Source organism: Pseudomonas sp. SORGH_AS_0199 (assembly GCF_031453735.1).
Taxonomy (GTDB): domain Bacteria; phylum Pseudomonadota; class Gammaproteobacteria; order Pseudomonadales; family Pseudomonadaceae; genus Chryseomonas; species Chryseomonas aestiva.
Genome location: NZ_JAVJAE010000001.1, coordinates 174,054 through 199,123 on the forward strand (window position 1 = coordinate 174,054; position 25,070 = coordinate 199,123).

Sequence of the window (25,070 nt, forward strand, 5' to 3'; positions counted from 1 at the left end):
GGCTCGGGCATGCGCTAGCATCTCCCGGATGCAGGGTGGCAATCGCCATCGTCCCCCGTGACCGAGGAGCGCGCCATGTCTCATCCGTTCGAAAATCTGAGTCCCGACCTGGTCATCGACGCCATCGAAAGCCTGGGCTATCTCAGCGATGCCCGGGTACTGGCGCTCAACAGCTACGAGAATCGCGTCTATCAGATCGGCATCGAAGCCGAGACCCCGCTGATCGCCAAGTTCTATCGGCCGGATCGCTGGACCGATGCGGCCATTCTGGAAGAGCACGCCTTTTCCGCCGAACTGGAAGAGCGCGAGGTGCCCGTGGTCGCACCCTTGCAGCGCGATGGCCAGACTTTGTTTACCCATGCCGGCTTTCGCTTCGCGCTCTTTCCTCGCCGTGGCGGTCGCGCGCCGGAGCCAGGCGATCTCAACCAGTTGCATCGCCTCGGCCAATTGCTCGGTCGCCTGCATGCGGTGGGCGCCAGCCGACCCTTCCAGCACCGCGAGACGCTGGACGTCCAGGGCTACGGCCATGCCTCTCTGGACACCCTGCTCACCGGCAATTTCATTCCCAAGAGCCTGCTGCCCGCCTATGAATCCGTGGCGCGCGACTTGCTCCTGCGCCTCGACGAACTCTTCGAGAGTGTCAGCTACGACGTCATCCGCCTGCACGGCGACTGCCATCCGGGCAACCTGCTCTGTCGCGATGACGCCTACCATATGGTCGACCTCGACGATTGCCGCCACGGCCCGGCCATGCAGGATCTCTGGATGCTGCTGGCCGGCGATCGCCAGGAGCGGCTGACGCAGTTGTCCGAGCTGATGGACGGCTACGAGGAATTCCACGACTTCCAGCCGCGCGAGCTGGCCCTGATCGAGGGACTGCGCACCCTGCGGCTGATGCACTACAGCGCCTGGCTGGCGCGCCGCTGGGACGATCCGGCCTTTCCCAAGAGCTTTCCCTGGTTTGGCAGCGAACGCTACTGGGGCGACCAGATCCTCACCCTGCGCGAACAGCGCGCTGCGCTGGACGAGGCGCCGTTGCGACTGTTCTAGCCTTTGTGAGACTCAGTGGAAAAGGCTGCGCCGTTTTCCACGCTACAGGCGCCAATGCTCCCTCTCCCCTTGGGAGAGGGCCGGGTGAGGGTAGGCCCTGCGATGAACTCTTCAATGGAAAAGACTGTGCCGTTTTCCAGGCTACAGCACTGATCGCGGCCATGGGCCGCTCCTACCGGAACCTGACCCCCAGGAGCGGCCGCATTGGCGGACCACCATGGCCGCGATCAGACAATGCCTGCGGCCTACGCAGCGGTGGCAGCGGCGCACTACCATGGCCGCGCGTGCGAGATGCCAGCCTGCCAGGGCTGACGACAGGAAGCCCCACCCATTCCGACATCCCGCAGCCCCTTGAGCTATCCTGCCCGGACAAGAAAGTTGCCTGCCTAAGGATCCCTCATGTCTGCCTTGCGCCAGGGTTACGCCCTGGGCCTTACCGCCTATGGGCTGTGGGGCTTGTTTCCGCTGTTCTTCAAACTGCTGGCGGCCCTGCCGGCGACCGAGATCCTGTTCCAGCGCATCCTCTGGTCCGCCCTGTTCAGCGCCCTCCTGCTGCTCGTCTGGCGCCATCGCGGCTGGTGGGCGGAGTTGCGCGCCCACCCGCGACGGCTGCTCTGGCTGGCGGTGTCCGGCGCGTTGGTGGCCTGCAACTGGCTGGTCTATATCTGGGCGGTCAACAACGCCCACGTGGTCGAGGCCAGCCTGGGCTACTACATCAACCCGCTGGTCAACATCCTGCTCGCCCTGGTGATTCTCGGCGAGCGCCTGCGCCCGCTGCAGTGGATCGCCGTGGGCCTGGCGGTGCTGGGCGTGGCCCAGCAGCTGTGGACCCTGGGGCAACTGCCCTGGGTCTCCCTGGCGCTGGCCCTGAGCTTCGCCTTCTATGGCTTGGTGCGGCGGCAGACGCCGGTGGCCGCCCTGCCGGGCATGGTGGTGGAGAGCTGGATGCTGGTGCCGATCGCCCTGGTCGCGCTGCCACTGCTGACCCCGGGGGTGAGCCTGGAGGCCGAGACCTGGCAGTCCTCGCTGGGCCTGCTGATCGTGCTGGCCGGTCCGGTCACCCTGATTCCCCTGCTGTGCTTCAACGCCGCGGCGCGCAAGCTGCCCTATTCGACGCTGGGCTTCCTGCAGTACCTGGCACCGACCCTGGTGCTGATCCAGGCGGTCTGGCTCTATGGCGAGCCCTTCCCGCGCGAGCGACTGTTCGCCTTCAGCTGCATCTGGACGGGCCTGGCCGTGTTCAGCTTCGATCTCTGGCGCGCCAGCCGCAAGCTCAGAGCGGGCGCAAAGGCGCGGGAGCCAGAGGCAGACAGGGCCTAGGCACTTCCCAAGAAAGCCGGGACCGGACAGCAGAACGCCCCTCGCAAGGGGCGTCCGGTACCGCAGCAGCGCCGATCAGGCTTCGCCAGCGGTCTGCATGCGGGCCAGTTCCTGGGCGTAGAGGGCGTCGAAATTCACCGGCTGCAGCATCAGCGCGGGGAAGGAGCCACGCACCACCATGTTGTCCAGCGCCTCACGGGCGTAGGGGAACAGGATGTTGGGGCAGAAGGCGCCCAGGGCATGGGCCATGGAGGCGGCGTCCAGGCCCTTGATCAGGAAGATGCCACCCTGCTGCACTTCGGCGATGAAGGCGGTCTCTTCGTTGTTCTTGACGGTGACGGTCAGGGTCAGCACCACTTCGTGGAAGTCGTCGCCCAGGGTCTTCTGGCGGGTGGCCAGGTCCAGGTTGACGTTGGGCTGCCAGTCCTGACGGAAGATCTCGGGGCTCTTGGGCGCCTCGAAGGACAGGTCGCGGATGTAGATGCGCTGCAGGGAGAACTGAGCGCCGTCTTCCTGGGCGCCATTGGCTTGGTCGGTCATGGTAGGGCCTTGAGTTGTGAGTGTTGGTCAGGCGGACAGCAGCGGATCGAGACGTCCGCTTCGGTCTAGGGCATAGAGCTCGTCGCAACCGCCGACGTGGGTGCTGCCGACCCAGATCTGCGGCACGCTGGTGCGACCGGCCTTGCGGGCCATCTCGCTGCGCAGCGCCGGCTGGCCGTCGACGGAGACTTCCCGGTAGGCCACGTTCTTGCGATCGAGCAGGTGCTTGGCTCGATGGCAATAGGGACACCAGGCACTGGTATAGATGACGACGTCAGACATGCGCGGTCTCCAGTGGCCGATGGGGCGGCCACGCTAGGGGTTCACTTCACCAGGGGCAGATTCTCTGCACGCCAGGTGGCGATGCCGCCGTTCAGCCGGGCGGCGGTGAAGCCGGCCTTCTGCAGATCGCCGCACACGGCGCCGGCTTGCTGGCCGGCGCTGTCCACCACGATCAGGGTTTTGGCCTTGTGCTTCTCCAGTAGAGACAGGCTGCTGGCGACTTTCTCCTGAGCGATGTTCAGCGCGCCGACGATATGCCCGGCGGCGAAGTCCTTGCTCGGACGGATATCGAGGACCACGCCCTGCTCGCGGTTGAGCAGGTTGGTGAGTTCGCCGGTGGACAGGCTGCGCCCGCCACGACGGGTCTCGTTGAACAGCATCAGGGCGACGATGGCGAGGAAGGCGGCGACGAGAAGCGGATGATGGGTGGCGAATTCAACCGCCCGACCGATAAATTCCATAATGAAAGAGCTATCCAAGGAGGGCTAAAAATGCTGGCCAGTATACACAGCCCCCCGATGGCGCCATACCCTCGCCGGGCCCGGGTTATCCGCAGGTAACCAGCTCATCTCGAACTGCCTCCTTGGCGGCTTCCGCGGCTCTGCCTAGGCTTGGCTTCCCTTCACTTCCGAGGAATCCAGCCATGACCTCCATCGCCCTGCTCGGCGCCACCGGCAACGTCGGCAGCCGCCTGCTCGACGAAGCCCTCTCCCGCGGCCACCGGGTCACCGCCCTGGTACGGAATCCCGCGCGCCTGGCGGCGCGGCCCGACCTGACGGTGGTCGCCGGTGATGTCACCGATCTGCAGGCCGCCCCGGCCCTGGCCGGTCATGAGGTGCTGATCAGCAGCCTGAGATTCGCCGACCTCGCGCCGAGCGCCCTGGTCGACTTCGCCCGCGCCACCGGCATTCCGCGGCTGCTGATCGTTGGCGGCGCCGCCAGCCTGAATCTGCCGGACGGCTCGCGGCTGTTCGATGCGCCGGCCTTTCCCGCTGAATACCGCAGCGAAGCCGGAGCCGGCATCGCCACCCTGGACACCTTGCGCACGGTGAGCGACCTCGACTGGGTCTTCGTCAGCCCGCAGATGGTCTTCGCGCCCGGCACCCGTACCGGGCGGTTCCGCCTGGACGACGATGCCCTGCTGTTCGACGCGGCCGGCGACAGTCATATCTCCTACGAGGACTTCGCCGTGGCCCTGCTGGACGAGGTCGAACGGCCCGCTCATCACCGCACCCGCTTCACCGTCGGCTATTGAAGTAGAAATGCCCTCTCGTTCGCAGCCTGGCCGCCTGGTCGGGCTGTGAACGCTGAACGGCGTACCTTGCCGTTTTTTTTGCCGGATGTGACGGGCATACTAGGCGCTTCGCCCTAGAAACGTACGACCTCGCATGCGCCGTGTTCTCGCCCTTCTCCTGCTTGCCAGCGTTCTCGCTCCCGCCCTGGCCGACGACCGCGCCGATACCCAGCGGCAGATCGAGCAGACCCGCCGGGAAATCCAGGAGATGCAGAAGGTCCTCAAGCAGGTGCAGGCCGAAAAGTCCGGCGTGCAGAAGCAGCTGCAGGGCACCGAGACCCAGATGGGCGAGCTGGAAAAGCAGGTCGACTCGCTGCAGAAGCAGCTGGAGAACGGCGAAAAAAAGCTGCAAGAGCTGGACGGGCGCAAGAAGAAGCTCGACCAGTCTCGCGCTGAGCAACAACAGCTGATCGCCGTGCAGGTGCGCGCCGCCTACCAGAGCGGCCGCCAGGAATACCTCAAGCTGCTGCTCAACCAGGAGCATCCGGAAAAGGTCAGCCGCACCCTCACCTACTACAACTACCTGAATCGCACCCGCCTGGATCAGCTCGCCAGCTTCAACGACACCCTGCGCGAGTTGCGCGAGGTGGAACAGGGCATCCAGCAGGAACAGGGCGACCTGGTCGCCCGCCGCGAAGACCTGGAAAAGCGGCAGGCGGAGCTCGCCGAGGTGCGCAAGGAGCGCCAGGCGGCGCTGGCCAAGATCAACGCGGACTACCGCGACAAGAGTCGCGAGATCGAGAATCGCGAGCAGGATCAGGCAGCGCTGAACAAGGTGCTCAAGACCATCGAGGAAACCCTCGCGCGCCAGGCCCGCGAAGCCGAGGAAGCCCGGCAGCGACAACTGGCCGAAGCCCGCGCCGCCCAGGCGCGGGAAGCGGCACGGCGCCAGGCGCAAAGCGAGCCGAAAGCCCCGCGCCCCTCGAACGCCCCGGAGCTGGCGGTGTCTAGTGCAGCACCTGCCTATGGCGGCGCCTTCGCCAATGCCCGCGGCAAGCTGCCCTGGCCGGTCGATGGCCGTCTGGTGGCCCGCTTCGGCAGTGCCCGCGGTGACGACCCCCGCGCGAAATGGGACGGTGTCCTGATCGCGGCCGGGGCCGGCACCCGGGTCAAGGCGGTGCACGACGGCCGAGTGGTCTTCGCCGACTGGCTAAGAGGCGCCGGCCAGCTGGTTATCATCGATCATGGGAATGGCTATCTCAGCCTGTACGGACATAATCAGAGCCTGCTCAAGTCTGCGGGTGACGTGGTCAAGGCCGGGGATGCCATCGCGACCGTCGGCGCCAGCGGCGGTCAGGAAGCCTCCGCCTTGTACTTCGCCATCCGCCAACAGGGCCGCCCGACGGACCCGGTCATCTGGTGCCGTGCTCAGGGATAGTGCGACACACCTCGGTTTAGGAGCTGCACATGCCGCATCGCTTTCGTCCCACCGTCCTGGTCCTCGCCCTGCTGTTCAGCGGCGTCGGAGTCGTCCAGGCGCAATCGCCGCAGAGCACGCCGGCTGCGGTGACGCCGGTCGCACCGGGCGCCGCGCCCGCGGCCCCGGCTAGCGCTCCGCTGCCGCTGGACGAGCTGCGCACCTTTGCCGAGGTGTTCGACCGCATCAAGGCGGCCTATGTGGAGCCGGTGTCGGACAAGGTCCTGCTGGAAAACGCCATCAAGGGCATGCTCAGCAACCTGGATCCGCATTCCGCCTATCTGGAACCCAAAGACTTCGCCGAACTGCAGGAAACTACCAGCGGTGAATTCGGCGGTCTGGGCCTGGAAGTCGGCCAGGAGAACGGCTTCATCAAGGTGGTCTCGCCCATCGACGACACCCCGGCGGCCAAGGCGCGCCTGCAACCGGGCGATCTGATCGTCAAGATCGACGGCCAGCCGACCAAGGGCCAGGCCATCAACGAAGCGGTCGACAAGATGCGCGGCAAGCCGGGCAGCCCCATCGTGCTGACCATCGTCCGCGGTGGCGGCCAGCCATTCGACGTCAAGCTGGCGCGGGCGGTGATCAAGGTCAACAGCGTCAAGAGCCAGCTGCTCGAATCCGGCTACGGCCTGCTGCGCATCTCGCAGTTCCAGGTGAATACCGGCGAAGAGACGGTCAAGGCTCTCGCCAAGCTGCGTCAGGAAAACAAGGGCAAGCTCAAGGGCCTGATCCTCGACCTGAGAAACAACCCGGGCGGGGTGCTGCAGTCGGCGGTCGAGGTGGCCGATGCCTTCATGACCCACGGCCTGATCGTCTACACCAAGGGCCGCCTGCCCAATTCCGAATTGCGCTTCTCGGCCGATGCCGCCGATCCCAGCGAGAAGGTGCCCCTGGTGGTGCTGATCAACGGCGGCAGCGCCTCGGCCGCCGAGATCGTCGCCGGCGCCCTGCAGGATTCCAAGCGCGGCATCCTCATGGGCACCGACAGCTTCGGCAAGGGTTCGGTGCAGACGGTGCTGCCGCTCAACAACGACCGGGCGCTCAAGCTCACCACGGCGCTCTACTACACGCCAAGCGGCCGCTCCATCCAGGCCCAGGGCATCACTCCGGACATCGCCGTGGCGCCGGCCAAGGTCACCCCGCAGAGCGGTGGCGACGAATACTTCCGCGAAGCCGATCTGGCCGGTCACCTGGGCAATGGCAATGGCGGCGCCGATCGGCCTACCGGCAGCAAGGCGCCGAACCAGAGTCCACGGCCGCAGGATGACGACTTCCAGCTCTCCCAGGCGCTGTCGCTGCTCAAGGGACTCAACGTCACCCATACCCCGTGAGGGCTGGACGCTGGCTACTGGCCGGGGCGCTCGCCCTGGTCGGCACGCTTGCCCAGGCCGCCACCGCGCAGCTGACCATCGTCATCGACGACCTCGGGCAGAATCCGGCCCGGGATCGTCAGGTCCTGGCACTGCCCGCGCCGGTGGTCCTGGCGATCATCCCCGAGACCCGCTACGCCGCCGAACTGGCCGCCGCCGCCCACCGTGCCGGACGCACCGTACTGCTGCACCTGCCCATGGACCCGGCCGGCGGTCCCTATGCCTGGCATCCGGAGATGTCTTCGGCCGAACGCCTGCAACGCCTGGACCGTGCGCTGGAGCGGGTACCCGAGGCGGATGGGGTGAACAATCACGAAGGCAGTCGCATGACCGCGGACCGACCGGCCATGGCCGAGTTGATGCAGGTCCTGCAGGAGCGTCACCTGCTGTTTCTCGACAGCCGCACCAGCGCTGCCACCGTGGCTGCGGCGGAAGCCCAGAAGATCGGCCTGGCCAGCGTCTCGCGCGATGTCTTTCTCGACAACGACGCCACTCCGGCGGCGGTGGCGGCCCAGCTGGCCGAAGGCGTGCGGCTGGCCCAGCGCCAGGGCAGCGCGGTGCTGATCGGCCATCCGCACCCGGCAACCCTGGCGGTGCTGGCCCAGCAGTTGCCCCTGCTCAAGGCCCAGGGCGTGGAAGTCATCGACCTGCCGCAGATGATCGCCCTGCGCGCCAACCAGGCCATGCCCGGGCACGGCCGCAGCGGTCGCTATCGCTAGCGACCGGCGGACGGCTTCCAGGCATCAGAGGTAGTTGTTGGTGATGCTGTCGATCACCCCTTCCCTGCGCATCTGTTCCAGGGCCGCCTTGAGGCGTGTCACCACTTCGTCAGGCGTGTCCTTGTTCAGCGCCAGATACTGATCCACCTCGTTGAAGCGAAGCAGCGTCTGCAAGCCGGTCACCCCCTGCTGCTTGGCGAGATAGCGGCCGACGGGATCGGCGGTAGCCCAGATATCGATCTGGCCTTTCACCAGTTTGTCGACGTTTTCCTGATCACGCAGGGCGTCGATGACCGGAATGCCCTGGGCGGTCAGCGTCTTGCTGATCACATCGTTGCGATAGGCACCGATGCGATAGCGGGCGGCGTCCTTGAGCGTCTTGATGTCCAGCTTGCTGCCCGGCAGCGCCTGCAGGGTCCAGCTCGAACGGCCGAAGGGTCCCACCCATTTGAACTGATCCTTGCGCGCCTCGGTGTAGGCGACGGAGAAGAGTCCGTAGTTGGGCGTCTCCTGGGTCAGCCGATAGATGCGATCCCAGGGGAAGCGCAGCGAAAGGCTGTACTTGATGCCCGCACGCCTGAACATCTCGCGGACGACATCGGTGGCGATACCGTCGATGGCGTCATCGCGGGCGAAGTTCTTGTCATCGACCGACATGTTGAAGGGAGGGTAATTCTCGGTCAGGAGCACGACCTGATAGTAATCCGGCAGCTCGGCACGGGCCTGGGTCAAGCCCAGCATGCAACCCAGCAGTACCCCTGCAAGACGCAACCACAGCTTTTGCATTACAACTCCCTGGCGACGCAAGGCCGCATTTTCGAGGTTTCGTTGAGTATCCCTTTACAACGTTCAGCGCTCACTGCGGCTGACCTCACCGCGATCCTCAAGGCTTCGCGGCCCCGTCCAGCTGCCGGGGCCATGCGGAATCCCTGGTACCTCGCGTCCAGACAGGACGCTGGCGAATGCTTACCTCCAGCGCAACTCGCCAGGCGCCCGCCACGCGGCGGCGCACTAGAGATAGTTGTTGGTGATGCTGTCGACCAGGCCTTCGCGGCGCATGGCATCCAGGGCCTGCTGCAGGCGGGTCACCACCTCGTCGGGGGTGTCCTTGTTCAGGGCCAGGTAGAGGTCGGATTCCTGGAAGCTGAGCAGGGTCTGCAGGTTGCTGACGCCCTGCTGCTTGGCCAGGTAGCGGGCGACCACGTCGGTGGTGGCCCAGACGTCGATCTCGCCCTTCTGCAACTTGGCGATGTTCTCCTGATCACGCAGGGCGTCGATGGGGACGATGCCCTTTTCCTGAATCATCAGGCTCACGGCGGAATTCTTGTAGGCACCGACGCGCAGCCGGGCTGCCGTGGCCAGGTCTGGCACCTTGAGGGTGCTGCCGGACAGCGCCATGAACACCTTGCGGGTCTTGCCCAACGGGCCGACCCACTTGAACAGCGGCAGCCTGGACTCGGTGCGCGACACGGAGAACAGCGCGTAGTTGGGGCTTTCCAGGGTCAGGTTGTAGATGCGATCCCAGGGAAAGCGCAGCGAGAGGTTGTAGTCGATCCCGGCGCGCTTGAACATCTCGCGCACCAGATCGGCGCTGATGCCGTCGATGGCGTCGTCACGCGCGAAGTTCTTGTCGTCCACCGCCATGTTGAAGGGCGGGAAGTTCTCGGTCAGCAGCACCACGCGATAGCCCGCTGGCAATTCCGCCCGGGCTGTCCCCAGGCCGAGGGTGCAACTCAATAGCACGGCGGCGATGGCCAACCAGGACTTGCGCATAGCTCTCTCCTCAGGCGACCGTCCGCGCCGATCGCTCGGCCCGCCGGGATCACAGGTATCGATTGAAGATGGTCTGAACCGCGCCGCTCTGGCGCATGTCGTCAAGGGCCTTCTGCAGCTTCTGTACCACCTCGTCGGGGGTCTGCTTGTTCAGCGCCAGGAACAGCTCGCCGCTGTTGAAGCGCAACAGCATCTTGAGTCCGGTCACGTCTTCCTGGCGGGCCAGGTAGCGACCGGCGGGATCACCGGTGGCCCAGACATCGATCTGTCCCTTGACCAGGCGCTGCACGTTTTCCTGATCGCGCAGCGCAAGATCCGGCTGGAAGTCCTGCTGGACGAGACTCTCGGCTATGGCGTCGCCCTTGTAGGCGCCGATCTTGAGCTGCTGCTTGCGGACGTCGTCGAGGCTGCGCAGCTGCAGGTGGCTGTCGGCGCGACCGAGCAGGACCCAGTCGTCCGGGCCGATGGGACCAACCCATTTGAACAGGCCCTCGCGCTCCGGCAGCCGGGCGGTGACGAAGACACCGTGGTCGGGCTGATCCAGGGCCATGCCGTAGATCCGCTCCCAGGGAAATCTCAGGGTGAGGTTGTAGGAGATGCCGGCCCGCTTGCACATCTCGCGGACCATGTCGACGGCGATGCCCTTGAGCTCGCCCTCGCGGGCGAAGTTCTTGCCATCGACGGAGAAGTTGTAGGGCGGGAAGTTTTCCGTCAGCAGCGTCAGCTGATAACCCGCCGGAAGCTCCGCCCTGACCGCGGTGGATACCAGCAGCAAACCGGCCAAGCAGGCCCAGATTCCCTTGCGCACGCCCCTCTCCCTGCCGGCACCGCCGGTGCTTAAGATTTTGTGGAGCGTATCACAATCCCTTTTTCGGCCAGGTACCGTTTAGCCTCGGGAATGGTGCATTCGCCGAAATGGAAGATGCTCGCGGCCAGCACCGCAGAGGCCTTGCCTTCGAGAATGCCGTCGGCCAGGTGCTGCAGATTGCCGACGCCGCCGGAGGCGATCACCGGGATGCCCACCGCCTCGCTGACGGCGCGGGTCACCCCCAGGTCGAAGCCGTTCTTCATGCCGTCCTGGTCCATGCTGGTGAGCAGGATCTCGCCGGCGCCCAGGCCTTCCATTTTCTGCGCCCAGGCCACGGCGTCGAGGCCGGTGGGCTTGCGCCCGCCATGGGTGAAGATCTCCCAGCGCGGGGTTTCGCCGGGGCCGCTGACGCGCTTGGCGTCGATGGCCACCACGATGCACTGGGAACCGAAGCGTGCCGCGGCTTCACCGACGAACTCCGGGGTGAAGACCGCCGCGGTGTTGATCGAGACCTTGTCGGCACCGGCGTTGAGCAGGTTGCGGATGTCCTGCACGGTACGCACGCCACCGCCCACGGTCAGCGGGATGAACACCTGGCTGGCCATGCGCTCCACGGTGTGCAGGGTGGTATCGCGGCCCTGGTGGCTGGCGGTGATGTCGAGAAAGGTGATCTCGTCGGCGCCCTGCTCGTTGTAGCGGCGGGCGATCTCCACCGGATCGCCGGCATCGCGGATGTTCTCGAACTTGACGCCCTTGACCACGCGGCCATTGTCCACGTCCAGGCAGGGGATGATGCGTTTGGCCAGCGCCATGTTTCTCTCCAGAAGACGAAGTCAGGTACGTTGCTGCAGGGTGGCGTGTTCCGCCAACTCAGCGTCGATGAATGCGGCGATCATCGCCCGATAGACCCGCTCGACCACGACAGGTGACGCGTCAGCCTCGACGGCCAGCGCCTTGACCTTGGCGATGACCTGCTCGACCCGTTGTGGCGCACGCACTGCAGCATCGTCCTTCTTGAAACGGGCGGCCTGGCTGACATAGGCGCCACGCGCCGCCAGCAGCTGAACGATCTGCTGATCGAGTCCGTCGATCGCGGCGCGGACCTCATCGAGAGAAGAGCATTCGATCACTGCCGAGTCCTCAGACCTTGAAGTTGTCGCACAGCGCCTGGGCTTCGGCGACGTCGAGGGTGCCCTCGTAGATCGCGCGGCCGGTGATGGCACCGATAATGCCCGGGCTGCGGGCGTCGAGCAGGTTCTGGATGTCACCCAGGTTGTGGATGCCGCCGGAGGCGATCACCGGGATGCTGGTGGCTTCGGCCAGGGCGCGGGTGGCCGGCACGTTGCAGCCCTGCATCATGCCGTCGCGGGCGATGTCGGTGTAGACGATGGCGCTGACGCCGTCGGCTTCGAAGCGACGGGCCAGGTCGGTGACCTGCAGCTCGCTGACCTCGGCCCAGCCGTCGGTGGCGACGAAGCCGTCCTTGGCATCCAGGCCGACGATGACCTTGCCGGGGAAGGCGCGGCAGGCTTCGGCGACGAATTCCGGCTGCTTGACCGCCTTGGTGCCGATGATCACGTAGCTGACGCCGGCACGCACATAGTGCTCGATGGTCTCCAGCGAGCGGATGCCGCCGCCGATCTGGATCGGCAGGCCGGGATAGCGCCTGGCGATGGCGGTGACCACCTCGCCATTGACCGGCTGGCCTTCGAAGGCGCCGTTGAGATCCACCAGGTGCAGCCGGCGGCAGCCGCCGTCGACCCACTGGGCGGCCATGGCCACGGGATCGTCGGAGAACACGGTGGAATCTTCCATGCGCCCCTGGCGCAGGCGGACACAGGCACCGTCCTTGAGGTCGATGGCGGGGATGATCAGCATGGCAATACCTTGGCTCGGGGGTGAGGGCGATCTAGGGCTTTTCCAGCGCCCAGATGTCGCTTTCCAGGCTGTCGACACGCTCCCTGAGCAGGGTCTGCACGTCGGCAACCGCCTTGTTGTAGTACAGCGGCCCGCACTCGCGGGCGAAGAAATCCAGCAATTCCTCGACTTCGAACCGTCCCAGGCGGACCTCGAAGCGATCGTCCAGCAGGGTCTGCAAGGCAGTGACCAGGCGCTGGCTCTGCTCGGGCTCGAGCGTCACCAGCGGCGCGGGCGGCTTGCGCGCCATTACCAGCGGCCGTCCCAGGCGAGGAAGTTGGCATAGAGCTGCAGACCGCAGTCGGCGCTCTTCTCGGGGTGGAACTGGGTGGCGAAGCGCGAGCCGTCGGCCAGCGCCGCGGCGAAGTCCAGGCCGTAATGGCCGCGACCGACCACCTGGCGCGGATTGCCGGCCTCGACATAGAAGCTGTGCACGAAATAGAAGCGGGCGCGATCAGGGATGCTGTGCCAGAGCGGATGGTCGAGCACATGGCTGACCTCGTTCCAGCCCATGTGCGGCACCTTGAGGGTCTCGCCCTCTTCCTGCATGCCGCCCGGGAAGCGGCGTACGGCGCCGGGGAACAGGCCGATGCAGTCCACGCCGCCGTTCTCTTCGCTGCGCTGCATCAGCGCCTGCATGCCGACGCAGACGCCGAGGAAGGGACGGTCCTGGCTGACTTCGCGTACCAGTTCATCGATGCCCTGGCGGCGGATCTCGGCCATGCAGTCGCGGATGGCGCCGACGCCGGGCAGCACGATGCGGTCCGCCTCGCGGATCACCGCGGGATCGCCGGTCACCAGCACCTGGTGGCTACCGGCGTGCTCCAGGGCCTTGGCCACGGAGTGCAGGTTGCCCATGCCATAGTCGATGACGGCTACCGTCTGCATCACAGGCACCCCTTGGTGGAGGGCATGACACCGGCCATGCGCGGATCTTCACTGAGGGCCATGCGCAGGGCGCGGCCAAAGGCCTTGAACACTGTCTCGATCTGGTGGTGGCTGTTGACGCCGCGCAGGTTGTCGACGTGCAGGGTCACCTGGGCGTGATTGGTGAAGCCCTGGAAGAATTCGAGGAACAAGTCGACGTCCATGCGCCCCACGGTGGCGCGGGTGAAGGGCACGTTCCAGTGCAGTCCGGGTCGGCCGGAGAAGTCGATGACCACCCGCGACAGGGCCTCGTCCAGGGGCACATAGGCATGGCCGTAGCGCTGGATGCCCTTCTTGTCGCCGACGGCCTTGGCGAAGGCCTGGCCGAGGGTGATGCCGATGTCTTCCACCGTGTGGTGGTCGTCGATGTGCAGGTCGCCGCGGCAGTGGATATCGAGGTCGATCAGCCCATGGCGGGCGATCTGGTCGAGCATGTGCTCGAGGAAGGGGACCCCGGTGTCGAAGCGCGCTGCGCCCGTGCCGTCCAGATCCAGGGATACCTTGACCTGGGTTTCCAGGGTGTTGCGCTCGACGGTTGCCTTGCGTTCGGCCATAGCCTGCTCCGCGAAAATCGGTGGGCGAAAGGGCCGATATTATAGGGGCGCGGGGGCTGGATCGAAAGCGCGGCGGGACGAGGCGTCCCGCCGCGAGGGGCGCCCGCCTGGGGACGCCCGGTTACCGTCCGGTTCGGCTGCGACTCAGCTGAACAGGGCGGCGGTCTTTTGCAGGGTGATCCAGATGCCCCAGGCCAGCGGGATGCCCACGGCCAGCCAAGCGGCGATGGCCAGCGGCTTGGTCTTGGGATCGGCGCTCCACTCCAGCACCTGAGCGCTGCCGGCGTTGCTGTCATGGCCATTGGCGCGCTCGACGGCGAGTTCGGCCTCGGTCATGAAGTGCTTGTCGGCGACCGGACGCACCAGCAGGTTGCAGATGAAGCCCAGCACCAGCAGACCGGCCAGGATGTACAGGGTGATGTCGTACACCTGGGCGCGGGGGATGCCCATGCTCAGCTGGTACTCGCGCAGGTAGTTGACCAGCACCGGACCGAAGACGCCGGCGGCAGCCCAGGCGGTGAGCAGGCGACCGTGAATGGCACCGACCATCTGGGTACCGAACAGGTCGGCCAGGTAGGCCGGCACGGTGGCGAAACCGCCGCCGTACATGGACAGGATCAGGCAGAAGGCGAAGACGAACAACGCCACGCTGCCCAGGTGACCGGTCCAGGGCACGATGGCATAGAGCACGAAGCCCAGGGTGAAGAAGACGAAATAGGTCATCTTGCGGCCGATGTAATCGGAGAAGGATGCCCAGAAGAAGCGACCGCCGATGTTGAACAGGCTCAGCAGGCCGGTGAAGCCGGCGGCGATGGCGGCGATCTGCTTGAGCTGATCGGCGCTGAGCTCACCGTAGGCCAGGCCATTGCCCAGCAGACGGCCACCGAAGACTTCCTGCAGCAGCGGCGAGGCCATGCCGATGATGCCGATGCCGGCGGTCACGTTCAGGCAGAGCACGGCCCAGACCAGCCAGAATTGCGGGATGCCCCAGATCTTGCTCACGTGGACGTGGCGATTGGTGATCATGTTGCTGCCGGCCTTCTTGGTGGACGGCGTCCAGCCCGCGGGCTTCCAGCCGGTCGGCGGTACGCGGTAGCCCAGGGCACCGCTCAGCATGAACACGAAGTAGATCACCGCCATGACCAGGAAGGTCTGCCAGACACCGATTTCGGTGGCCGACGCGAAGTGACGCATCAGGGCGTCGGCCAGGGGTGCACCCACCATGGCGCCGCCACCGAAGCCCATGATGGCCATGCCGGTCGCCATGCCGCGCTTGTCCGGGAACCACTTGATCAGGGTCGACACTGGCGAGATGTAGCCAAGGCCCAGACCGATACCGCCGATCACGCCCGAACCCAGCCACAGCATCCAGATCTGGTGGGTATAGATGCCCAGCGCGGAGATCAGCAGACCACCGCACCAGCACAGGGCCGAGACGACCCCGGCCTTGCGCGGACCGGCGTGTTCCAGCCAGCCACCGAACAGGGCGGCCGAGCAGCCGAGGAAGATGAAGAACAGGGTATAGATCCAGCCGAGCTGGGAGATCTTCCAGTCACAGGTGGCACTGAAGATCTGCTCGAAGAAGCCCATCTCGACCGGGCAGGCCACGGCGGCGGTGATGCCGATTGCCTTGGACAGCGGCAGCCAGAAGACCGAGAAGCCGTAGGCCATGCCGATGCACAGGTGGATGGCCAGGGCGGCCGGCGGGACCAGCCAGCGGTTGAAACCGGGCCGGGCGACGATGCGCTCCTTGGAAAGGAAAGCCGGACGTGCCGAAGCGACACCGCCAGCAGTGAGAGTAGTGCTCATGGGTTCAGCCCTTTTCTAGTGTATTGCGTCCAGGCCGGTGGACATTCCCTGCACGCTTCCCCGTAAACGAGTCAAAGAAACGGCGCCAACCGACCAGAGGTGCGCGACATTAAAGCGCACCCTAGCCAACTGCCAGCCCTGCTCATTTGCCAGGGTACGGGCGGCATCAGCCATCCGACGAAACGGGCGAGTACCACGGCTGTCACAGCGCCGACACCTCGATGTCATCGGGCGCGACCGAGCCCCTATACTGGCCAGTCGCGCCATCGCCCGTCGGAACAGGAATTTCCTCGTCATGAAAGCTTTCGCCAAAGTGCTGGGTATCGTCCTCGTCGGCCTGCTGCTCCTGCTGGTCGCCGTAGGCTTCGCCCTCACCCACCTGGTCGATCCCAACGACTACAAGGACGAGATCCGCCAGCTGGCGCGCGACAAGGCCAACGTCGACCTGCAGCTCAAGGGGGATATCGGCTGGAGTCTGTTCCCCTGGCTGGGCGTCGAACTGCACGATGCCACCCTGGCCAGCGTCGCCACCCCCGATCGCCAGCTGGCGCAGGTGCAGCGGCTGATCCTCTCGGTCCGCCTGCTGCCGCTGCTGCTGCGCCGCGACCTGGAGATGAGCGACATCAAGATCGACGGTCTGGACCTCACCGCCAGCCGCGATGACCAGGGTCGCACCAACTGGGCCGAGATCGGCCGCCCGGCGCCCAAGGCGGACCCGGGCGCCGCGCCGGCTGATACCGCCACGGGTACCTCGGGCGAGTCGACCACGGGACGCCAGCCGCTCAAGCTCAATGTCGAGAGCCTGACCGTGCGCAATTCCCGGATCGAATACAGCGATGCCCGCAACGGCGCCCGCTATGCCTTCGAGGGTATCGACCTGGAGACCGGGGCCATCTACGCCGGCACGCCCATTCCCATCAAGCTGGCCGGCACCGCCAGCACCACCCAGCCGCCGGTCAACGCCACCGTGCTGCTCAATGGCAAATTCCGCTTCGATCCGGCCAGCCAGCAGTACGCCCTGGATGATCTCCAGCTGACCGGCGACGCCAGTGGCGAGCCCTTCAACGGCAAGCTGGTCAACTATTCCGCCAGCGGCCAGCTGGCCGTCGACCGCCGCGCCCAGACCGCCGAGTGGACCAGCCTCAAGCTCACCGCCAACGACCTCAAGGCCCTCGGTGATCTCAAGCTGACCGGCCTGGAGAGCGATCCACAGCTGGCCGGGCGTGTCTCCATCGCCCGCCTGGACCTGCGCGCCTTCCTCGACAGTATCGGCGTCGAATTGCCGGCCATGGCCGATACCAAGACCCTGCAGCGCTTCGAGATGAATGCCCAGGTGCAGGCCAGCCGCAACGCCCTGGCGCTGGACGACTTCAACTTCCAGCTGGACGACAGCACCCTCAAGGGCCGCGTCGCCATCGCCGACATCGCCCGCCGCGCCTTGCGCATCCAGCTCAGCGGCGATCGCCTGGACCTGGATCGCTACCTGCCGGCCAAGGCCGCCGCGGCGCGCCAGGCCAATGGCGCGCGCCAGGAAGAGGTCGCCCAGGTCGATGCCATCGCCACCCAGGGCAACTCGCCGCTGCCCGAGGCGCCGACCCAGCACGCCTGGAGTCAGGAAACCCTGCTGCCGGTGGAGCGCCTGCGCAGCCTGGACGCCGAGGTCGACCTCGGCCTGCAGCACCTGATCCTCAATCGCCTGCCCTTCGAAGGCGCCAGTCTCAAGGCCAGGGCCGCTGACGGCCAACTGCAACTCAGTGCCCTGGAAGGCGAGCTGTTCGGCGGTCGCTTCGAAGCCAACGGCGCCCTCGACGTGCGCGGCGCCCAGCCGCAACTGACCGCCCGCGAGCGCATCAAGGGCGTACCGGTGGAGCGCATTCTCCAGGCCCAGGGCCAGAAGCCGCCGGTGGAAGGCCAGCTCGATCTGGACGCCGACCTGCGCAGCTCGGGCGCCAGCCAACGCACCCTGATCGACAACCTGGGCGGTACCGCGCGCTTCGCCCTGCGCAACGGCCAGCTGATCGACGCCAATGTCGAAAGCCAGCTGTGCCAGGGCATCGCCCTGCTCAACCGCAAGCCGCTGGAGCTGCCCCATGGCGGCCAGAACACCCCCTTCCGCCAGTTGAGCGGCAGCCTCAGCATCGTCAACGGCGTGGCCCGCAACCAGGACCTCAGCGTCAGCGTGCCCGGCCTTGCGGTGAAGGGCGCGGGCGACATCGACCTGCGCACCCTCGGCCTGGACTACCGGCTGGGCATCACCGTGCAGGGCGACACCAACGCCGCTTCCGACCCTGGCTGCCAAGTCGGCGAGCGCTATGCGGATATCGAGTGGCCCCTGCAGTGCCGCGGCCCCCTGGAGCTGGGCGCCAAGGCCTGCCGCCTGGATCGCGAGGCCATGGGCCAGATCGTCGCCCGCGCCGCCGGCAATCGTCTGAACGAAAAAATCGAAGAGAAGCTCGGTGATAAGATCAGCCCCGACATCCAGAATGCCATCCGAGGGCTGCTGCAACGTCGATGACTGATGACGACTTTGGTACCGCCGTGCTGGCCTGGTACGACCTGCACGGTCGCAAGGACCTGCCCTGGCAACAGGGCGTGACGCCCTATCGCGTCTGGGTCTCGGAGATCATGCTCCAGCAGACCCAGGTCGCCACCGTCCTGGGCTATTTCGATCGCTTCATGCAGGCGCTGCCCACCGTCGAGGCCCTGGCCGCGGCTGCGGAAGACGAGGTCCTGCATCTCTGGACCGGGCTCGGCTACTACAGCCGCGCGCGCAACCTGCACAAGGCCGCCAAGACCGTGGTGGAGCGTCATGGCGGCGAATTCCCCCGTAGCGTCGAAGCCCTGGCCGAATTGCCCGGCATCGGCCGCTCCACCGCCGGCGCCATCGCCAGTCTGAGCATGGACATCCGCGCCCCGATCCTCGACGGCAACGTCAAACGCGTCCTGGCCCGCTACACCGCCACCGCCGGCTATCCCGGCGAACCCGCCGTGGCCCGCCGCCTGTGGGAAGTGGCCGATCGCCTGATGCCCCACGAGCGGGTCGGCCCCTACACCCAGGCGATGATGGACCTGGGCGCCACCCTCTGCACCCGCAGCAAGCCCAGTTGCCTGCTGTGTCCGGTCAAGCCGGGCTGCCGCGCCCATCTGCTGGGCCAGGAAACCGCCTTTCCCACGCCCAAGCCGCGCAAGACCCTGCCACAACGACAGACGCTGATGCCGCTGTTCGTCAACGACGCCAATGCCGTGCTCCTGCAGCGTCGCCCCTCGACCGGTCTCTGGGGCGGTCTCTGGGGACCGCCGGAAGTGGCCGATGCGGCCGAGCTCGAAGCCCTCGCCGAACGCCAGGGCCTGGTCATCGACGAACGTCAGGCGCTGCCCGGCCTGGTGCACACCTTCAGCCACTTCCAGCTGGCCATCGAACCCTGGCTGGTACAGGTGGACCACCGCCAGCACCGCGTGGCCGAGGGCGACTGGCTTTGGTATAACCTCGCCTCCCCGCCGCGCCTGGGCCTTGCCGCCCCGGTGCAGAAACTGCTCAAGCGCGCCGAGCAGGCGCTCAAAGGAGAACCCGCATGACCCGCACCGTGATGTGCCGCAAGCACAAGCAGGAGCTGCCCGCCCTCGATCGCCCGCCCTATCCCGGCGCCAAGGGCGAAGACATCTATCAGCACGTCTCCAAGCAGGCCTGGGAAGAGTGGCAGAAGCACCAGACCATGCTCATCAACGAGCGCCGGCTGAACATGATGAACGCCGAGGATCGCAAGTTCCTGCAGGCCGAGATGGACAAGTTCCTGTCCGGTGAAGACTACGCCCAGGCCGAGGGTTACGTACCTCCCAGCGCCTGAGTCGACGGCTAAGCGCCCGAAAAATCTAAATATTTTTTGGGCTCACTGTTGACACAAGGTCGAGAAACGCTTTTAATGCGCCCCGTTGCCCAGGTAGCTCAGTTGGTAGAGCAGGGGATTGAAAATCCCCGTGTCGGCGGTTCGATTCCGTCCCTGGGCACCAAGACAAGCTTCCGGATCCTGCGGGATCCGGAAATCAGAGAAACCGGCCTAGCGCCGGTTTTTTTGTGTCTGCGATTCTTACCCGCTTGCATCCAAAGGCCGAGCGCGCCCTTCACCTGCCGCTCAGGACGCCTTTGCAGCGACCCGAGCCGTTGGTGCCTGGCCGGAAGAGTCCGAGTGTCGCTTCAGGTGGGTGCTGGAGCCCCGTCCACCGCACCGAGATGGATCGCCAGCCACACCGTAGCGATCGCGGGATCGGTGTAGGTCACCCAGTGCTCGGTATCAGCCGGGATAAACAACGTACTGCCCGGTTCGAGCACCACCTCCCGCCCCTCCAGGGCGATCCGTGCAGCGCCCTTCAGCAGCAGCACCCATTCCTCATGGGCCTGCCGCCAGGGCGCCTCCGCCGGCGTCGTCTGGCCCTGGGAGACGATCCGCTCGATGCGGCAGCCAGGTCGCTCCAGCAGGGAGGTGAACACCTCCGCCGCGGAGGCATCGGGCAGGTCGCGAAACAGATTGAGCATGAAGTTTTCTCGCTGGGCCTCGCGCCAGGGCGCGCTAAGGTCGTCCAGACTGCGCCGGTCCGATCAGGCGCTCAAGTCTCGCAGGGATCTGCGTCCCCCAGGAGTCGCCATCGTGGCCTCAGGTGCTCTGCCATTTGCGGTAAAGAGTGCGATCCGCCCGACCTTTTCACGAGGTCGTCCCCCGGCGGTAGAGGATTTCGGCGATGATCGAGCGCAGAAGTGGCAGCCTGTTCAGGACGCCGCTCGACCTTGGCTGGCCATCGGGCGCAGCCAGACCTCGCATAAGGCGCACGGAGGCGCTCACTGCATGCCCATCCCCTCGATTCCCCTTGTCGCTCCCACCCTGCCCGGCGTTCTCGCTCAGGAAGCCGTCGCTCAGCCCGGTCCGCTTGCCGTCGAGCCCACCGCACCCTTCTGGCTCAGACTCCTGAACGGCGTCAGCCTCTGGCTGAACCGGTTGTTTCTCGGCCTGGTCATGGCGCTCATCGGTTTTACCTTATGGCACTGGTGGCAGGGATGAAGCGGCGTCTGGATCAGCTGGAGCTGACCATCCTGATGTGCGGCATCGGTCTCTTGGCCATGGCACTCATCGTCGCCGTGGGCATGCAGGGCCTGGACTGGGCCTGAGCCGGGCGGGGCGGCCTTACCGGACCTTTACCTGGCCTGACGTCCGCTGACCGCCAAAGGTGTTTCATGGTGACGCGGCCTATCGAGCGCCGCGAGGAGAGCACCATGGCATCGCGAGCGTCGCTGATTCTGCTGTTGACCGCCACCCTGACCGCCAGCAGCCTGGCTGCCGCCTACGAAGGTCCTGACCAGGGGCAACCCTGGGCAAACCACCCCGCGGTGGTCGCCGAGGGCGGCGAATTCCTGCCGGCAGGCGAATTTCGACGGCATCACCGGCATCACCCCTATTACCGCAGGGATCGCTATCCCTACAGCTATTACCAGCCCTACCCACAACCGGGTTATGGCGCCCCCCACTGGCGACCGGTACCGCGGGGCTACTACCCCTACCAGCCGGCCTATGAACCCCGACCCTATTACGGTCCGCCCCGCCATTGGTGAACTGCTTGGCATCACGGCGGCGAGATGATGGCCTTTTGCGATGAGCCACACAGGGAGATGTTTGCCATAGGAGCAGAATGCCATCACCCATTAGGCTTTAGGGCGCTGCCAACATGTATGAGAGAGATGATGTAATCTGCATGGCTTGCCTTGCGACCATGGCTGCGGCCTTCACCGGCTTCATCATGGTGATGGTCCTGCTGTAATCGTCAGATAGACGAAACCCCGCCGAGGCGGGGTTTCGAAGGCGGTATGGCAAGGTCCTAGATAGGACGACTGCCATATTTGCTGTCAGGCTTCTTGGGCGGATCGGCGACTACATTGGCGTCGATCTCCTGAACCCTGCCACCACGGGCCAGGAAGTCCTGCATGGCCTTTTCCAACGCATCCCGCTCGCGCTGCTTGGCTTCCACCGAAGGCAGTTCCTCGGGCTCGACTTCACGCTTCTTCTTGGCCTTGCTCCCGGACGCGGGCGCTTCGCTTTCCCCGCTCTCCTCTTGCTCGGCGTCGTCGGTTGCGGCAGCGAAGTCTTCGTTATCGCCCTCTTCTTCCGCGCCTGTCTCCAGGTCGTCCTGCTCCATATCTTCGTCGCTCATAAACCGCCTCCACAGACTTTGGCAAAATCGGACCGCGCGTTTTGACGCGGCCTCCTAAAAAAAATTCCTGGCTATTCGCCTTGCAGTGTCGCGATCAGGCGCCGTGCGCCACCCTGGTCGCGATGCTCGCCCAGATAGATGCCCTGCCAGGTTCCCAAGGCCAGGCGCCCTGCCTGGACCGGTAGACTCAGGCTGCAGCCGAGCAGACTGCTCTTGAAATGCGCGGGCAGGTCGTCCGGCCCTTCGTAGTCGTGTTCATAACCGGCCTGCCCCTGGGGCACCAGCTGATTGAAGAACCGCTCGAAGTCGCGCCGCACCGCTCCATCGGCATTCTCATTGATGGTCAGCGAGGCCGAGGTGTGCTGCAGCCAGAGGTGCAGCAGGCCGATCCGGCACTCGCCAAGCTCGGGCAGTTGCTCCAGCACCTCAGCGGTGACGAGATGGAAACCACGCGCGCGCGCGCGCAGGGAAAAGCTCCGCTGCAGCCACATGAACAACCCCCGCCGACTGACTGGGCGCGCATTCTAGCGCGACGATCGGAAAAGCAAAGCGGTGATTGCACACCGCTGGCGTGCAGTCTAGACACAGCAGGATGGCGGTTGTTCCAGCCGTATGGCGGACATGAAAAAGGCGCCTCGCGGCGCCTTTTTCCAGAGCGGCGGCTTACAGGTTGTAGCCACGCTCGTTGTGCAGGGTGAGGTCCAGACCCACGGTTTCCTCTTCCTCGTTGACTCTCAGACCCATGACCACGTCCAGCACCTTGAGGATCACGAAGGTGACGATACCGGTGTAGACGATGGTGAAGGCCACGCCCTTGAACTGGATGAACAGCTGGGCGCCGATATCGGTGACGGTGCCGAAGCCACCCAGGGACGGGGCGGCGAAGACACCGGTCAGCAGGGCGCCGACGATGCCGCCGATGCCGTGCACGCCGAAGGCGTCCAGGGAGTCGTCGTAGCCAAGCTTGCGCTTGAGGCTGGTGGCGGTGAAGAAGCAGATCACGCCAGCGGCCAGGCCGATGATCAGGGCGCCCATGGGACCGGCGGTACCGGCGGCCGGGGTGATGGCGACCAGACCGGCGACCACGCCGGAGGCGATGCCCAGGGCGCTCGGCTTACCGTGGGTGATCCACTCGGCGAACATCCAGCCCAGGGCGGCAGCGGCGGTGGCGATCTGGGTGGTCAGCATGGCCATGCCGGCGGTGCCGTTGGCAGCGGCGGCGGAACCGGCATTGAAGCCGAACCAGCCGACCCACAGCATGGCGGCACCGACCAGGGTATAGCCCAGGTTGTGCGGAGCCATGGGAGTGGTGGGATAGCCCTTGCGCTTGCCCAGGACCAGGGCCGCGACCAGACCGGCCACACCGGCGTTGATGTGCACCACGGTGCCGCCAGCGAAGTCCAGTACGCCCCAGTCCCACATCAGGCCGCCGTCACCGCTCCAGACCATGTGGGCGATAGGCGCGTAGACGAAGGTGAACCACAGGCCGGTGAAGACCAGCATGGCGGAGAACTTCATGCGCTCGGCGAAGGCACCGACGATCAGCGCCGGGGTGATGATGGCGAAGGTCATCTGGAAGGTGACGAAGACGCTTTCCGGGAACAGGGCGGTGGCCGAGGTCACGGCATCATGCTGCAGATTGGACAGGAAGGCCTTGCCCAGACCGCCGATGAAGGAATTGAAGTTGGTGACGCCTTTCTCCATGCCGGTGGTGTCGAAGGCCAGGCTGTAGCCGTAGACCATCCACAGGATGCTGATGAGACCGGTGATGGCGAAGCACTGCATCATCACCGAGAGGACGTTCTTGGCACGCACCATGCCGCCATAGAACAGCGCGAGACCCGGGATGGTCATGAACAGCACCAGGGCTGTCGAGACCAGCATCCAGGCCGTATCCCCGCTGTTGATGGCTGGTGCCGCAGCCGCTTCCTGGGCCATGGCCAGGCCCGGCAGCGCTACGAAAGACATGAGGGCTCCTAGCCCTGCGTAGGTGCGCAGAGTCATCGTTGTTTCTCCTGGGGCTCGTGTGGGGTTGGGCGGTCGGTTAGCGCGTCAGATGGCGTCTGTGTCGGTTTCGCCGGTGCGGATGCGGATGGCCTGCTCGAGATTCACCACGAAGATCTTGCCGTCACCGATCTTGCCGGTGTTGGCGGCCTTGGTGATGGCCTCGATGACGCGGTCGAGCTGATCGTCGGCGATGGCGACGTCGATCTTGACCTTGGGCAGGAAGTCGACGACGTATTCGGCGCCGCGATAGAGCTCGGTGTGGCCCTTCTGACGGCCAAAGCCCTTGACCTCGGTAACGGTGATGCCTTGCACACCGATCTCGGACAGCGACTCACGCACGTCGTCGAGCTTGAACGGCTTGATGATGGCGGTGACTAGTTTCATGAACTTCTCCCGATTGAGTTGACTGGCCCCAGGAAAACAAACCCCGGCCCAAGTCTAGCGCAGTGACCGTCTGTTTAACCGTTGGCGTGGTAATCGCCGTGGTTACGGCAGAAGCGGCCAGAGCGCGCCTCTACCCCAGGCGCCCTCTGACGCCCGTCTCTGCATCGGCAGTAGCAGAAAGCTTGCCAGGTTTGTGAAGGCGTACGGATTTCGGGCGCCAGCCCGCCTGGCGCGCCTCCTGAAGGGGCAACGCTCGGCCCGGCGGGCAGGACTTTGCACCAACAGCGAACAGCTCTGGGACGGGTCTGGCACCAAAGCGGTGCAGAGGCACTTCCCAGGGTGGCACATCCCGCTGTGCTACACTCGCGCCTTGATCCATTGCAGGGGATAAACCATGTCCACGACCCGTTCGCTGTTCGATTCCCTGACTCAGCAGGCCAGCCGGCTGTTCGGTCAGGACTCGCCGCTACCCAAGGCCGAGATCGAGAGCCAGTTCAAGGCCCTGCTGCAAGGTGCTCTGAGCAAGCTCGATGTGGTCAGCCGTGATGAATTCGATGCCCAGATGGCCGTTCTGGCCCGCACCCGTGCGCGCCTGGAGGCCCTCGAGGCACGCCTGACCGAGCTGGAAAAGCCGCTGACCGCCGAGGTCAAGCCGCCGGTCACCCCGGCCACGGACGTCGCGCCCGCCGATTGATCCCCAA

General features: G+C 65.6%; 30 protein-coding genes and 1 tRNA gene. 13 read left to right on the forward strand and 18 right to left on the reverse strand.

Going from position 1 to position 25,070, the window contains the following annotated elements; all coding sequences use genetic code 11:
- The first annotated feature begins 75 nt into the window (after positions 1–75).
- Positions 76–1,050 carry a serine/threonine protein kinase gene (locus QE444_RS00800; protein ID WP_133861977.1) on the forward strand — a complete coding sequence of 325 codons (975 nt, stop codon included), beginning with the start codon at positions 76–78 and terminating at the stop codon, positions 1,048–1,050.
- Between the two features lie 399 nt (positions 1,051–1,449).
- Positions 1,450–2,370, forward strand: a complete 921-nt coding sequence (rarD, locus tag QE444_RS00805) for an EamA family transporter RarD (protein ID WP_273862391.1) — start codon at positions 1,450–1,452, stop codon at positions 2,368–2,370.
- Between the two features lie 75 nt (positions 2,371–2,445).
- On the opposite strand, the gene secB is transcribed toward rarD, so the two are convergent.
- Genes secB through QE444_RS00820 form a run of 3 tightly spaced genes read right to left on the reverse strand, consistent with a single transcriptional unit; the run spans position 2,446 to position 3,653 of the window.
- Entirely contained in the window at positions 2,446–2,910 is a 465-nt protein-coding gene (gene secB, locus QE444_RS00810) for a protein-export chaperone SecB (RefSeq protein WP_007159775.1), read from the reverse strand.
- Between the two features lie 27 nt (positions 2,911–2,937).
- The gene (grxC, locus tag QE444_RS00815; protein ID WP_133861979.1) at positions 2,938–3,192 is read right to left on the reverse strand and encodes a glutaredoxin 3; all 255 of its coding nucleotides are present in this window, start codon (positions 3,190–3,192) and stop codon (positions 2,938–2,940) included.
- A 41-nt stretch (positions 3,193–3,233) separates the two neighbouring features.
- Positions 3,234–3,653, reverse strand: a complete 420-nt coding sequence (locus QE444_RS00820; protein WP_133861980.1) for a rhodanese-like domain-containing protein — start codon at positions 3,651–3,653, stop codon at positions 3,234–3,236.
- Between the two features lie 182 nt (positions 3,654–3,835).
- On the opposite strand from QE444_RS00820, the gene QE444_RS00825 reads away from it, so the two are divergent.
- The 4 genes from QE444_RS00825 (at position 3,836) to QE444_RS00840 (ending at position 7,995) form a co-directional block, all read left to right on the forward strand.
- A complete protein-coding gene (locus tag QE444_RS00825; protein ID WP_187980532.1) occupies positions 3,836–4,447 on the forward strand; it encodes an NAD(P)-dependent oxidoreductase in 612 nt (203 codons plus the stop codon).
- Between the two features lie 133 nt (positions 4,448–4,580).
- Positions 4,581–5,864, forward strand: a complete 1,284-nt coding sequence (locus tag QE444_RS00830) for a murein hydrolase activator EnvC (RefSeq protein WP_133861982.1) — start codon at positions 4,581–4,583, stop codon at positions 5,862–5,864.
- Between the two features lie 29 nt (positions 5,865–5,893).
- Positions 5,894–7,237 carry a S41 family peptidase gene (locus QE444_RS00835; protein WP_007159780.1) on the forward strand — a complete coding sequence of 448 codons (1,344 nt, stop codon included), beginning with the start codon at positions 5,894–5,896 and terminating at the stop codon, positions 7,235–7,237.
- Positions 7,234–7,995, forward strand: coding sequence for a divergent polysaccharide deacetylase family protein (locus QE444_RS00840; protein WP_133861984.1), 762 nt, complete (start codon positions 7,234–7,236; stop codon positions 7,993–7,995). The genes QE444_RS00835 and QE444_RS00840 overlap by 4 nt, the downstream gene beginning before the upstream one ends.
- 24 nt (positions 7,996–8,019) lie before the next feature.
- Here the strand turns inward: QE444_RS00840 and QE444_RS00845 are convergent, their stop codons facing one another.
- The 10 genes from QE444_RS00845 to QE444_RS00890 form a co-directional block, all read right to left on the reverse strand.
- Positions 8,020–8,781, reverse strand: a complete 762-nt coding sequence (locus QE444_RS00845; RefSeq protein WP_285385631.1) for an ABC transporter substrate-binding protein — start codon at positions 8,779–8,781, stop codon at positions 8,020–8,022.
- 225 nt (positions 8,782–9,006) lie between these two features.
- Complete coding sequence (locus QE444_RS00850; RefSeq protein ID WP_064306835.1) at positions 9,007–9,768, reverse strand: ABC transporter substrate-binding protein; 762 nt, start codon at positions 9,766–9,768, stop codon at positions 9,007–9,009.
- Between the two features lie 49 nt (positions 9,769–9,817).
- Positions 9,818–10,576, reverse strand: a complete 759-nt coding sequence (locus QE444_RS00855; RefSeq protein WP_285385633.1) for an ABC transporter substrate-binding protein — start codon at positions 10,574–10,576, stop codon at positions 9,818–9,820.
- Between the two features lie 29 nt (positions 10,577–10,605).
- Entirely contained in the window at positions 10,606–11,388 is a 783-nt protein-coding gene (hisF, locus tag QE444_RS00860) for an imidazole glycerol phosphate synthase subunit HisF (RefSeq protein ID WP_007159785.1), read from the reverse strand.
- Between the two features lie 21 nt (positions 11,389–11,409).
- Positions 11,410–11,706: a chorismate mutase gene (locus QE444_RS00865; protein WP_208693586.1), complete on the reverse strand. Its 297-nt coding sequence runs from the start codon at positions 11,704–11,706 to the stop codon at positions 11,410–11,412.
- A 10-nt stretch (positions 11,707–11,716) separates the two neighbouring features.
- Positions 11,717–12,454, reverse strand: a complete 738-nt coding sequence (gene hisA / locus QE444_RS00870; protein ID WP_007159787.1) for a 1-(5-phosphoribosyl)-5-[(5-phosphoribosylamino)methylideneamino]imidazole-4-carboxamide isomerase — start codon at positions 12,452–12,454, stop codon at positions 11,717–11,719.
- A gap of 31 nt (positions 12,455–12,485) precedes the next feature.
- The gene (locus QE444_RS00875) at positions 12,486–12,743 is read right to left on the reverse strand and encodes a DUF2164 domain-containing protein (protein WP_007159788.1); all 258 of its coding nucleotides are present in this window, start codon (positions 12,741–12,743) and stop codon (positions 12,486–12,488) included.
- Positions 12,743–13,381, reverse strand: a complete 639-nt coding sequence (hisH, locus tag QE444_RS00880; RefSeq protein ID WP_183632598.1) for an imidazole glycerol phosphate synthase subunit HisH — start codon at positions 13,379–13,381, stop codon at positions 12,743–12,745. Before hisH ends, QE444_RS00875 begins: the two co-directional genes overlap by 1 nt.
- A complete protein-coding gene (gene hisB / locus QE444_RS00885) occupies positions 13,381–13,974 on the reverse strand; it encodes an imidazoleglycerol-phosphate dehydratase HisB (RefSeq protein ID WP_058768514.1) in 594 nt (197 codons plus the stop codon). The genes hisH and hisB overlap by 1 nt, the downstream gene beginning before the upstream one ends.
- Before the next feature lie 144 nt (positions 13,975–14,118).
- The gene (locus QE444_RS00890; RefSeq protein WP_133861991.1) at positions 14,119–15,783 is read right to left on the reverse strand and encodes an OFA family MFS transporter; all 1,665 of its coding nucleotides are present in this window, start codon (positions 15,781–15,783) and stop codon (positions 14,119–14,121) included.
- A gap of 295 nt (positions 15,784–16,078) precedes the next feature.
- Here QE444_RS00890 and QE444_RS00895 point away from each other — a divergent pair, with 295 nt between their 5' ends.
- The 4 genes from QE444_RS00895 to QE444_RS00910 all read left to right on the forward strand — a co-directional run bounded on the left by QE444_RS00895 (position 16,079) and on the right by QE444_RS00910 (position 19,791).
- On the forward strand, positions 16,079–18,298 hold the full coding sequence (locus QE444_RS00895) for an AsmA family protein (protein ID WP_285385639.1): 2,220 nt from the start codon (positions 16,079–16,081) through the stop codon (positions 18,296–18,298).
- Positions 18,295–19,359: an A/G-specific adenine glycosylase gene (mutY, locus tag QE444_RS00900; RefSeq protein ID WP_133861993.1), complete on the forward strand. Its 1,065-nt coding sequence runs from the start codon at positions 18,295–18,297 to the stop codon at positions 19,357–19,359. The genes QE444_RS00895 and mutY overlap by 4 nt, the downstream gene beginning before the upstream one ends.
- A complete protein-coding gene (locus QE444_RS00905) occupies positions 19,356–19,628 on the forward strand; it encodes an oxidative damage protection protein (RefSeq protein WP_017639567.1) in 273 nt (90 codons plus the stop codon). Before mutY ends, QE444_RS00905 begins: the two co-directional genes overlap by 4 nt.
- A gap of 87 nt (positions 19,629–19,715) precedes the next feature.
- A tRNA-Phe gene (locus QE444_RS00910) sits at positions 19,716–19,791 on the forward strand.
- A gap of 184 nt (positions 19,792–19,975) precedes the next feature.
- Here the strand turns inward: QE444_RS00910 and QE444_RS00915 are convergent.
- Positions 19,976–20,314: a cupin domain-containing protein gene (locus QE444_RS00915; RefSeq protein ID WP_187980536.1), complete on the reverse strand. Its 339-nt coding sequence runs from the start codon at positions 20,312–20,314 to the stop codon at positions 19,976–19,978.
- Positions 20,315–20,621: 307 nt separating this feature from the next.
- On the opposite strand from QE444_RS00915, the gene QE444_RS00920 reads away from it, so the two are divergent.
- Both QE444_RS00920 and QE444_RS00925 read left to right on the forward strand, forming a co-directional pair.
- Positions 20,622–20,834 carry a hypothetical protein gene (locus tag QE444_RS00920; protein ID WP_133861995.1) on the forward strand — a complete coding sequence of 71 codons (213 nt, stop codon included), beginning with the start codon at positions 20,622–20,624 and terminating at the stop codon, positions 20,832–20,834.
- A gap of 212 nt (positions 20,835–21,046) precedes the next feature.
- Positions 21,047–21,382 (forward strand): hypothetical protein, encoded by a 336-nt coding sequence (locus tag QE444_RS00925; RefSeq protein WP_273862394.1) that lies wholly within the window; start codon positions 21,047–21,049, stop codon positions 21,380–21,382.
- 263 nt (positions 21,383–21,645) lie between these two features.
- Here QE444_RS00925 and sutA read toward each other — a convergent pair whose 3' ends face one another.
- From sutA to glnK, 4 genes are all read right to left on the reverse strand, one after another.
- On the reverse strand, positions 21,646–21,978 hold the full coding sequence (gene sutA, locus QE444_RS00930; protein WP_133861997.1) for a transcriptional regulator SutA: 333 nt from the start codon (positions 21,976–21,978) through the stop codon (positions 21,646–21,648).
- 71 nt (positions 21,979–22,049) lie between these two features.
- The gene (locus tag QE444_RS00935) at positions 22,050–22,469 is read right to left on the reverse strand and encodes a secondary thiamine-phosphate synthase enzyme YjbQ (protein ID WP_007159806.1); all 420 of its coding nucleotides are present in this window, start codon (positions 22,467–22,469) and stop codon (positions 22,050–22,052) included.
- 172 nt (positions 22,470–22,641) lie between these two features.
- Entirely contained in the window at positions 22,642–23,982 is a 1,341-nt protein-coding gene (locus tag QE444_RS00940) for an ammonium transporter (RefSeq protein ID WP_285385640.1), read from the reverse strand.
- 48 nt (positions 23,983–24,030) lie between these two features.
- Entirely contained in the window at positions 24,031–24,369 is a 339-nt protein-coding gene (gene glnK, locus QE444_RS00945; protein ID WP_003096476.1) for a P-II family nitrogen regulator, read from the reverse strand.
- A 394-nt stretch (positions 24,370–24,763) separates the two neighbouring features.
- On the opposite strand from glnK, the gene QE444_RS00950 reads away from it, so the two are divergent.
- Positions 24,764–25,063, forward strand: coding sequence for an accessory factor UbiK family protein (locus QE444_RS00950; RefSeq protein WP_285385643.1), 300 nt, complete (start codon positions 24,764–24,766; stop codon positions 25,061–25,063).
- Positions 25,064–25,070 lie beyond the last annotated feature (7 nt).

Bases quoted from the DNA above. Each gene is read 5' to 3' on its own strand.
- QE444_RS00830 (WP_133861982.1), top strand. From the start codon at position 4,581: ATGCGCCGTGTTCTCGCCCTTCTCCTGCTTGCCAGCGTTCTCGCTCCC.
- QE444_RS00800 (WP_133861977.1), top strand. From the start codon at position 76: ATGTCTCATCCGTTCGAAAATCTGAGTCCCGACCTGGTCATCGACGCC.
- hisA (WP_007159787.1), bottom strand. From the start codon at position 12,454: ATGCTGATCATCCCCGCCATCGACCTCAAGGACGGTGCCTGTGTCCGC.
- grxC (WP_133861979.1), bottom strand. From the start codon at position 3,192: ATGTCTGACGTCGTCATCTATACCAGTGCCTGGTGTCCCTATTGCCAT.
- mutY (WP_133861993.1), top strand. From the start codon at position 18,295: ATGACTGATGACGACTTTGGTACCGCCGTGCTGGCCTGGTACGACCTG.
- glnK (WP_003096476.1), bottom strand. From the start codon at position 24,369: ATGAAACTAGTCACCGCCATCATCAAGCCGTTCAAGCTCGACGACGTG.
- QE444_RS00915 (WP_187980536.1), bottom strand. From the start codon at position 20,314: ATGCTCAATCTGTTTCGCGACCTGCCCGATGCCTCCGCGGCGGAGGTG.
- QE444_RS00850 (WP_064306835.1), bottom strand. From the start codon at position 9,768: ATGCGCAAGTCCTGGTTGGCCATCGCCGCCGTGCTATTGAGTTGCACC.
- QE444_RS00825 (WP_187980532.1), top strand. From the start codon at position 3,836: ATGACCTCCATCGCCCTGCTCGGCGCCACCGGCAACGTCGGCAGCCGC.
- secB (WP_007159775.1), bottom strand. From the start codon at position 2,910: ATGACCGACCAAGCCAATGGCGCCCAGGAAGACGGCGCTCAGTTCTCC.
- QE444_RS00920 (WP_133861995.1), top strand. From the start codon at position 20,622: ATGCCCATCCCCTCGATTCCCCTTGTCGCTCCCACCCTGCCCGGCGTT.
- QE444_RS00845 (WP_285385631.1), bottom strand. From the start codon at position 8,781: ATGCAAAAGCTGTGGTTGCGTCTTGCAGGGGTACTGCTGGGTTGCATG.
- hisF (WP_007159785.1), bottom strand. From the start codon at position 11,388: ATGGCGCTGGCCAAACGCATCATCCCCTGCCTGGACGTGGACAATGGC.
- QE444_RS00905 (WP_017639567.1), top strand. From the start codon at position 19,356: ATGACCCGCACCGTGATGTGCCGCAAGCACAAGCAGGAGCTGCCCGCC.
- hisH (WP_183632598.1), bottom strand. From the start codon at position 13,381: ATGCAGACGGTAGCCGTCATCGACTATGGCATGGGCAACCTGCACTCC.
- QE444_RS00925 (WP_273862394.1), top strand. From the start codon at position 21,047: ATGGCATCGCGAGCGTCGCTGATTCTGCTGTTGACCGCCACCCTGACC.
- rarD (WP_273862391.1), top strand. From the start codon at position 1,450: ATGTCTGCCTTGCGCCAGGGTTACGCCCTGGGCCTTACCGCCTATGGG.
- QE444_RS00890 (WP_133861991.1), bottom strand. From the start codon at position 15,783: ATGAGCACTACTCTCACTGCTGGCGGTGTCGCTTCGGCACGTCCGGCT.
- hisB (WP_058768514.1), bottom strand. From the start codon at position 13,974: ATGGCCGAACGCAAGGCAACCGTCGAGCGCAACACCCTGGAAACCCAG.
- QE444_RS00875 (WP_007159788.1), bottom strand. From the start codon at position 12,743: ATGGCGCGCAAGCCGCCCGCGCCGCTGGTGACGCTCGAGCCCGAGCAG.
- QE444_RS00835 (WP_007159780.1), top strand. From the start codon at position 5,894: ATGCCGCATCGCTTTCGTCCCACCGTCCTGGTCCTCGCCCTGCTGTTC.
- QE444_RS00820 (WP_133861980.1), bottom strand. From the start codon at position 3,653: ATGGAATTTATCGGTCGGGCGGTTGAATTCGCCACCCATCATCCGCTT.
- QE444_RS00940 (WP_285385640.1), bottom strand. From the start codon at position 23,982: ATGACTCTGCGCACCTACGCAGGGCTAGGAGCCCTCATGTCTTTCGTA.
- QE444_RS00950 (WP_285385643.1), top strand. From the start codon at position 24,764: ATGTCCACGACCCGTTCGCTGTTCGATTCCCTGACTCAGCAGGCCAGC.
- sutA (WP_133861997.1), bottom strand. From the start codon at position 21,978: ATGAGCGACGAAGATATGGAGCAGGACGACCTGGAGACAGGCGCGGAA.
- QE444_RS00895 (WP_285385639.1), top strand. From the start codon at position 16,079: ATGAAAGCTTTCGCCAAAGTGCTGGGTATCGTCCTCGTCGGCCTGCTG.
- QE444_RS00935 (WP_007159806.1), bottom strand. From the start codon at position 22,469: ATGTGGCTGCAGCGGAGCTTTTCCCTGCGCGCGCGCGCGCGTGGTTTC.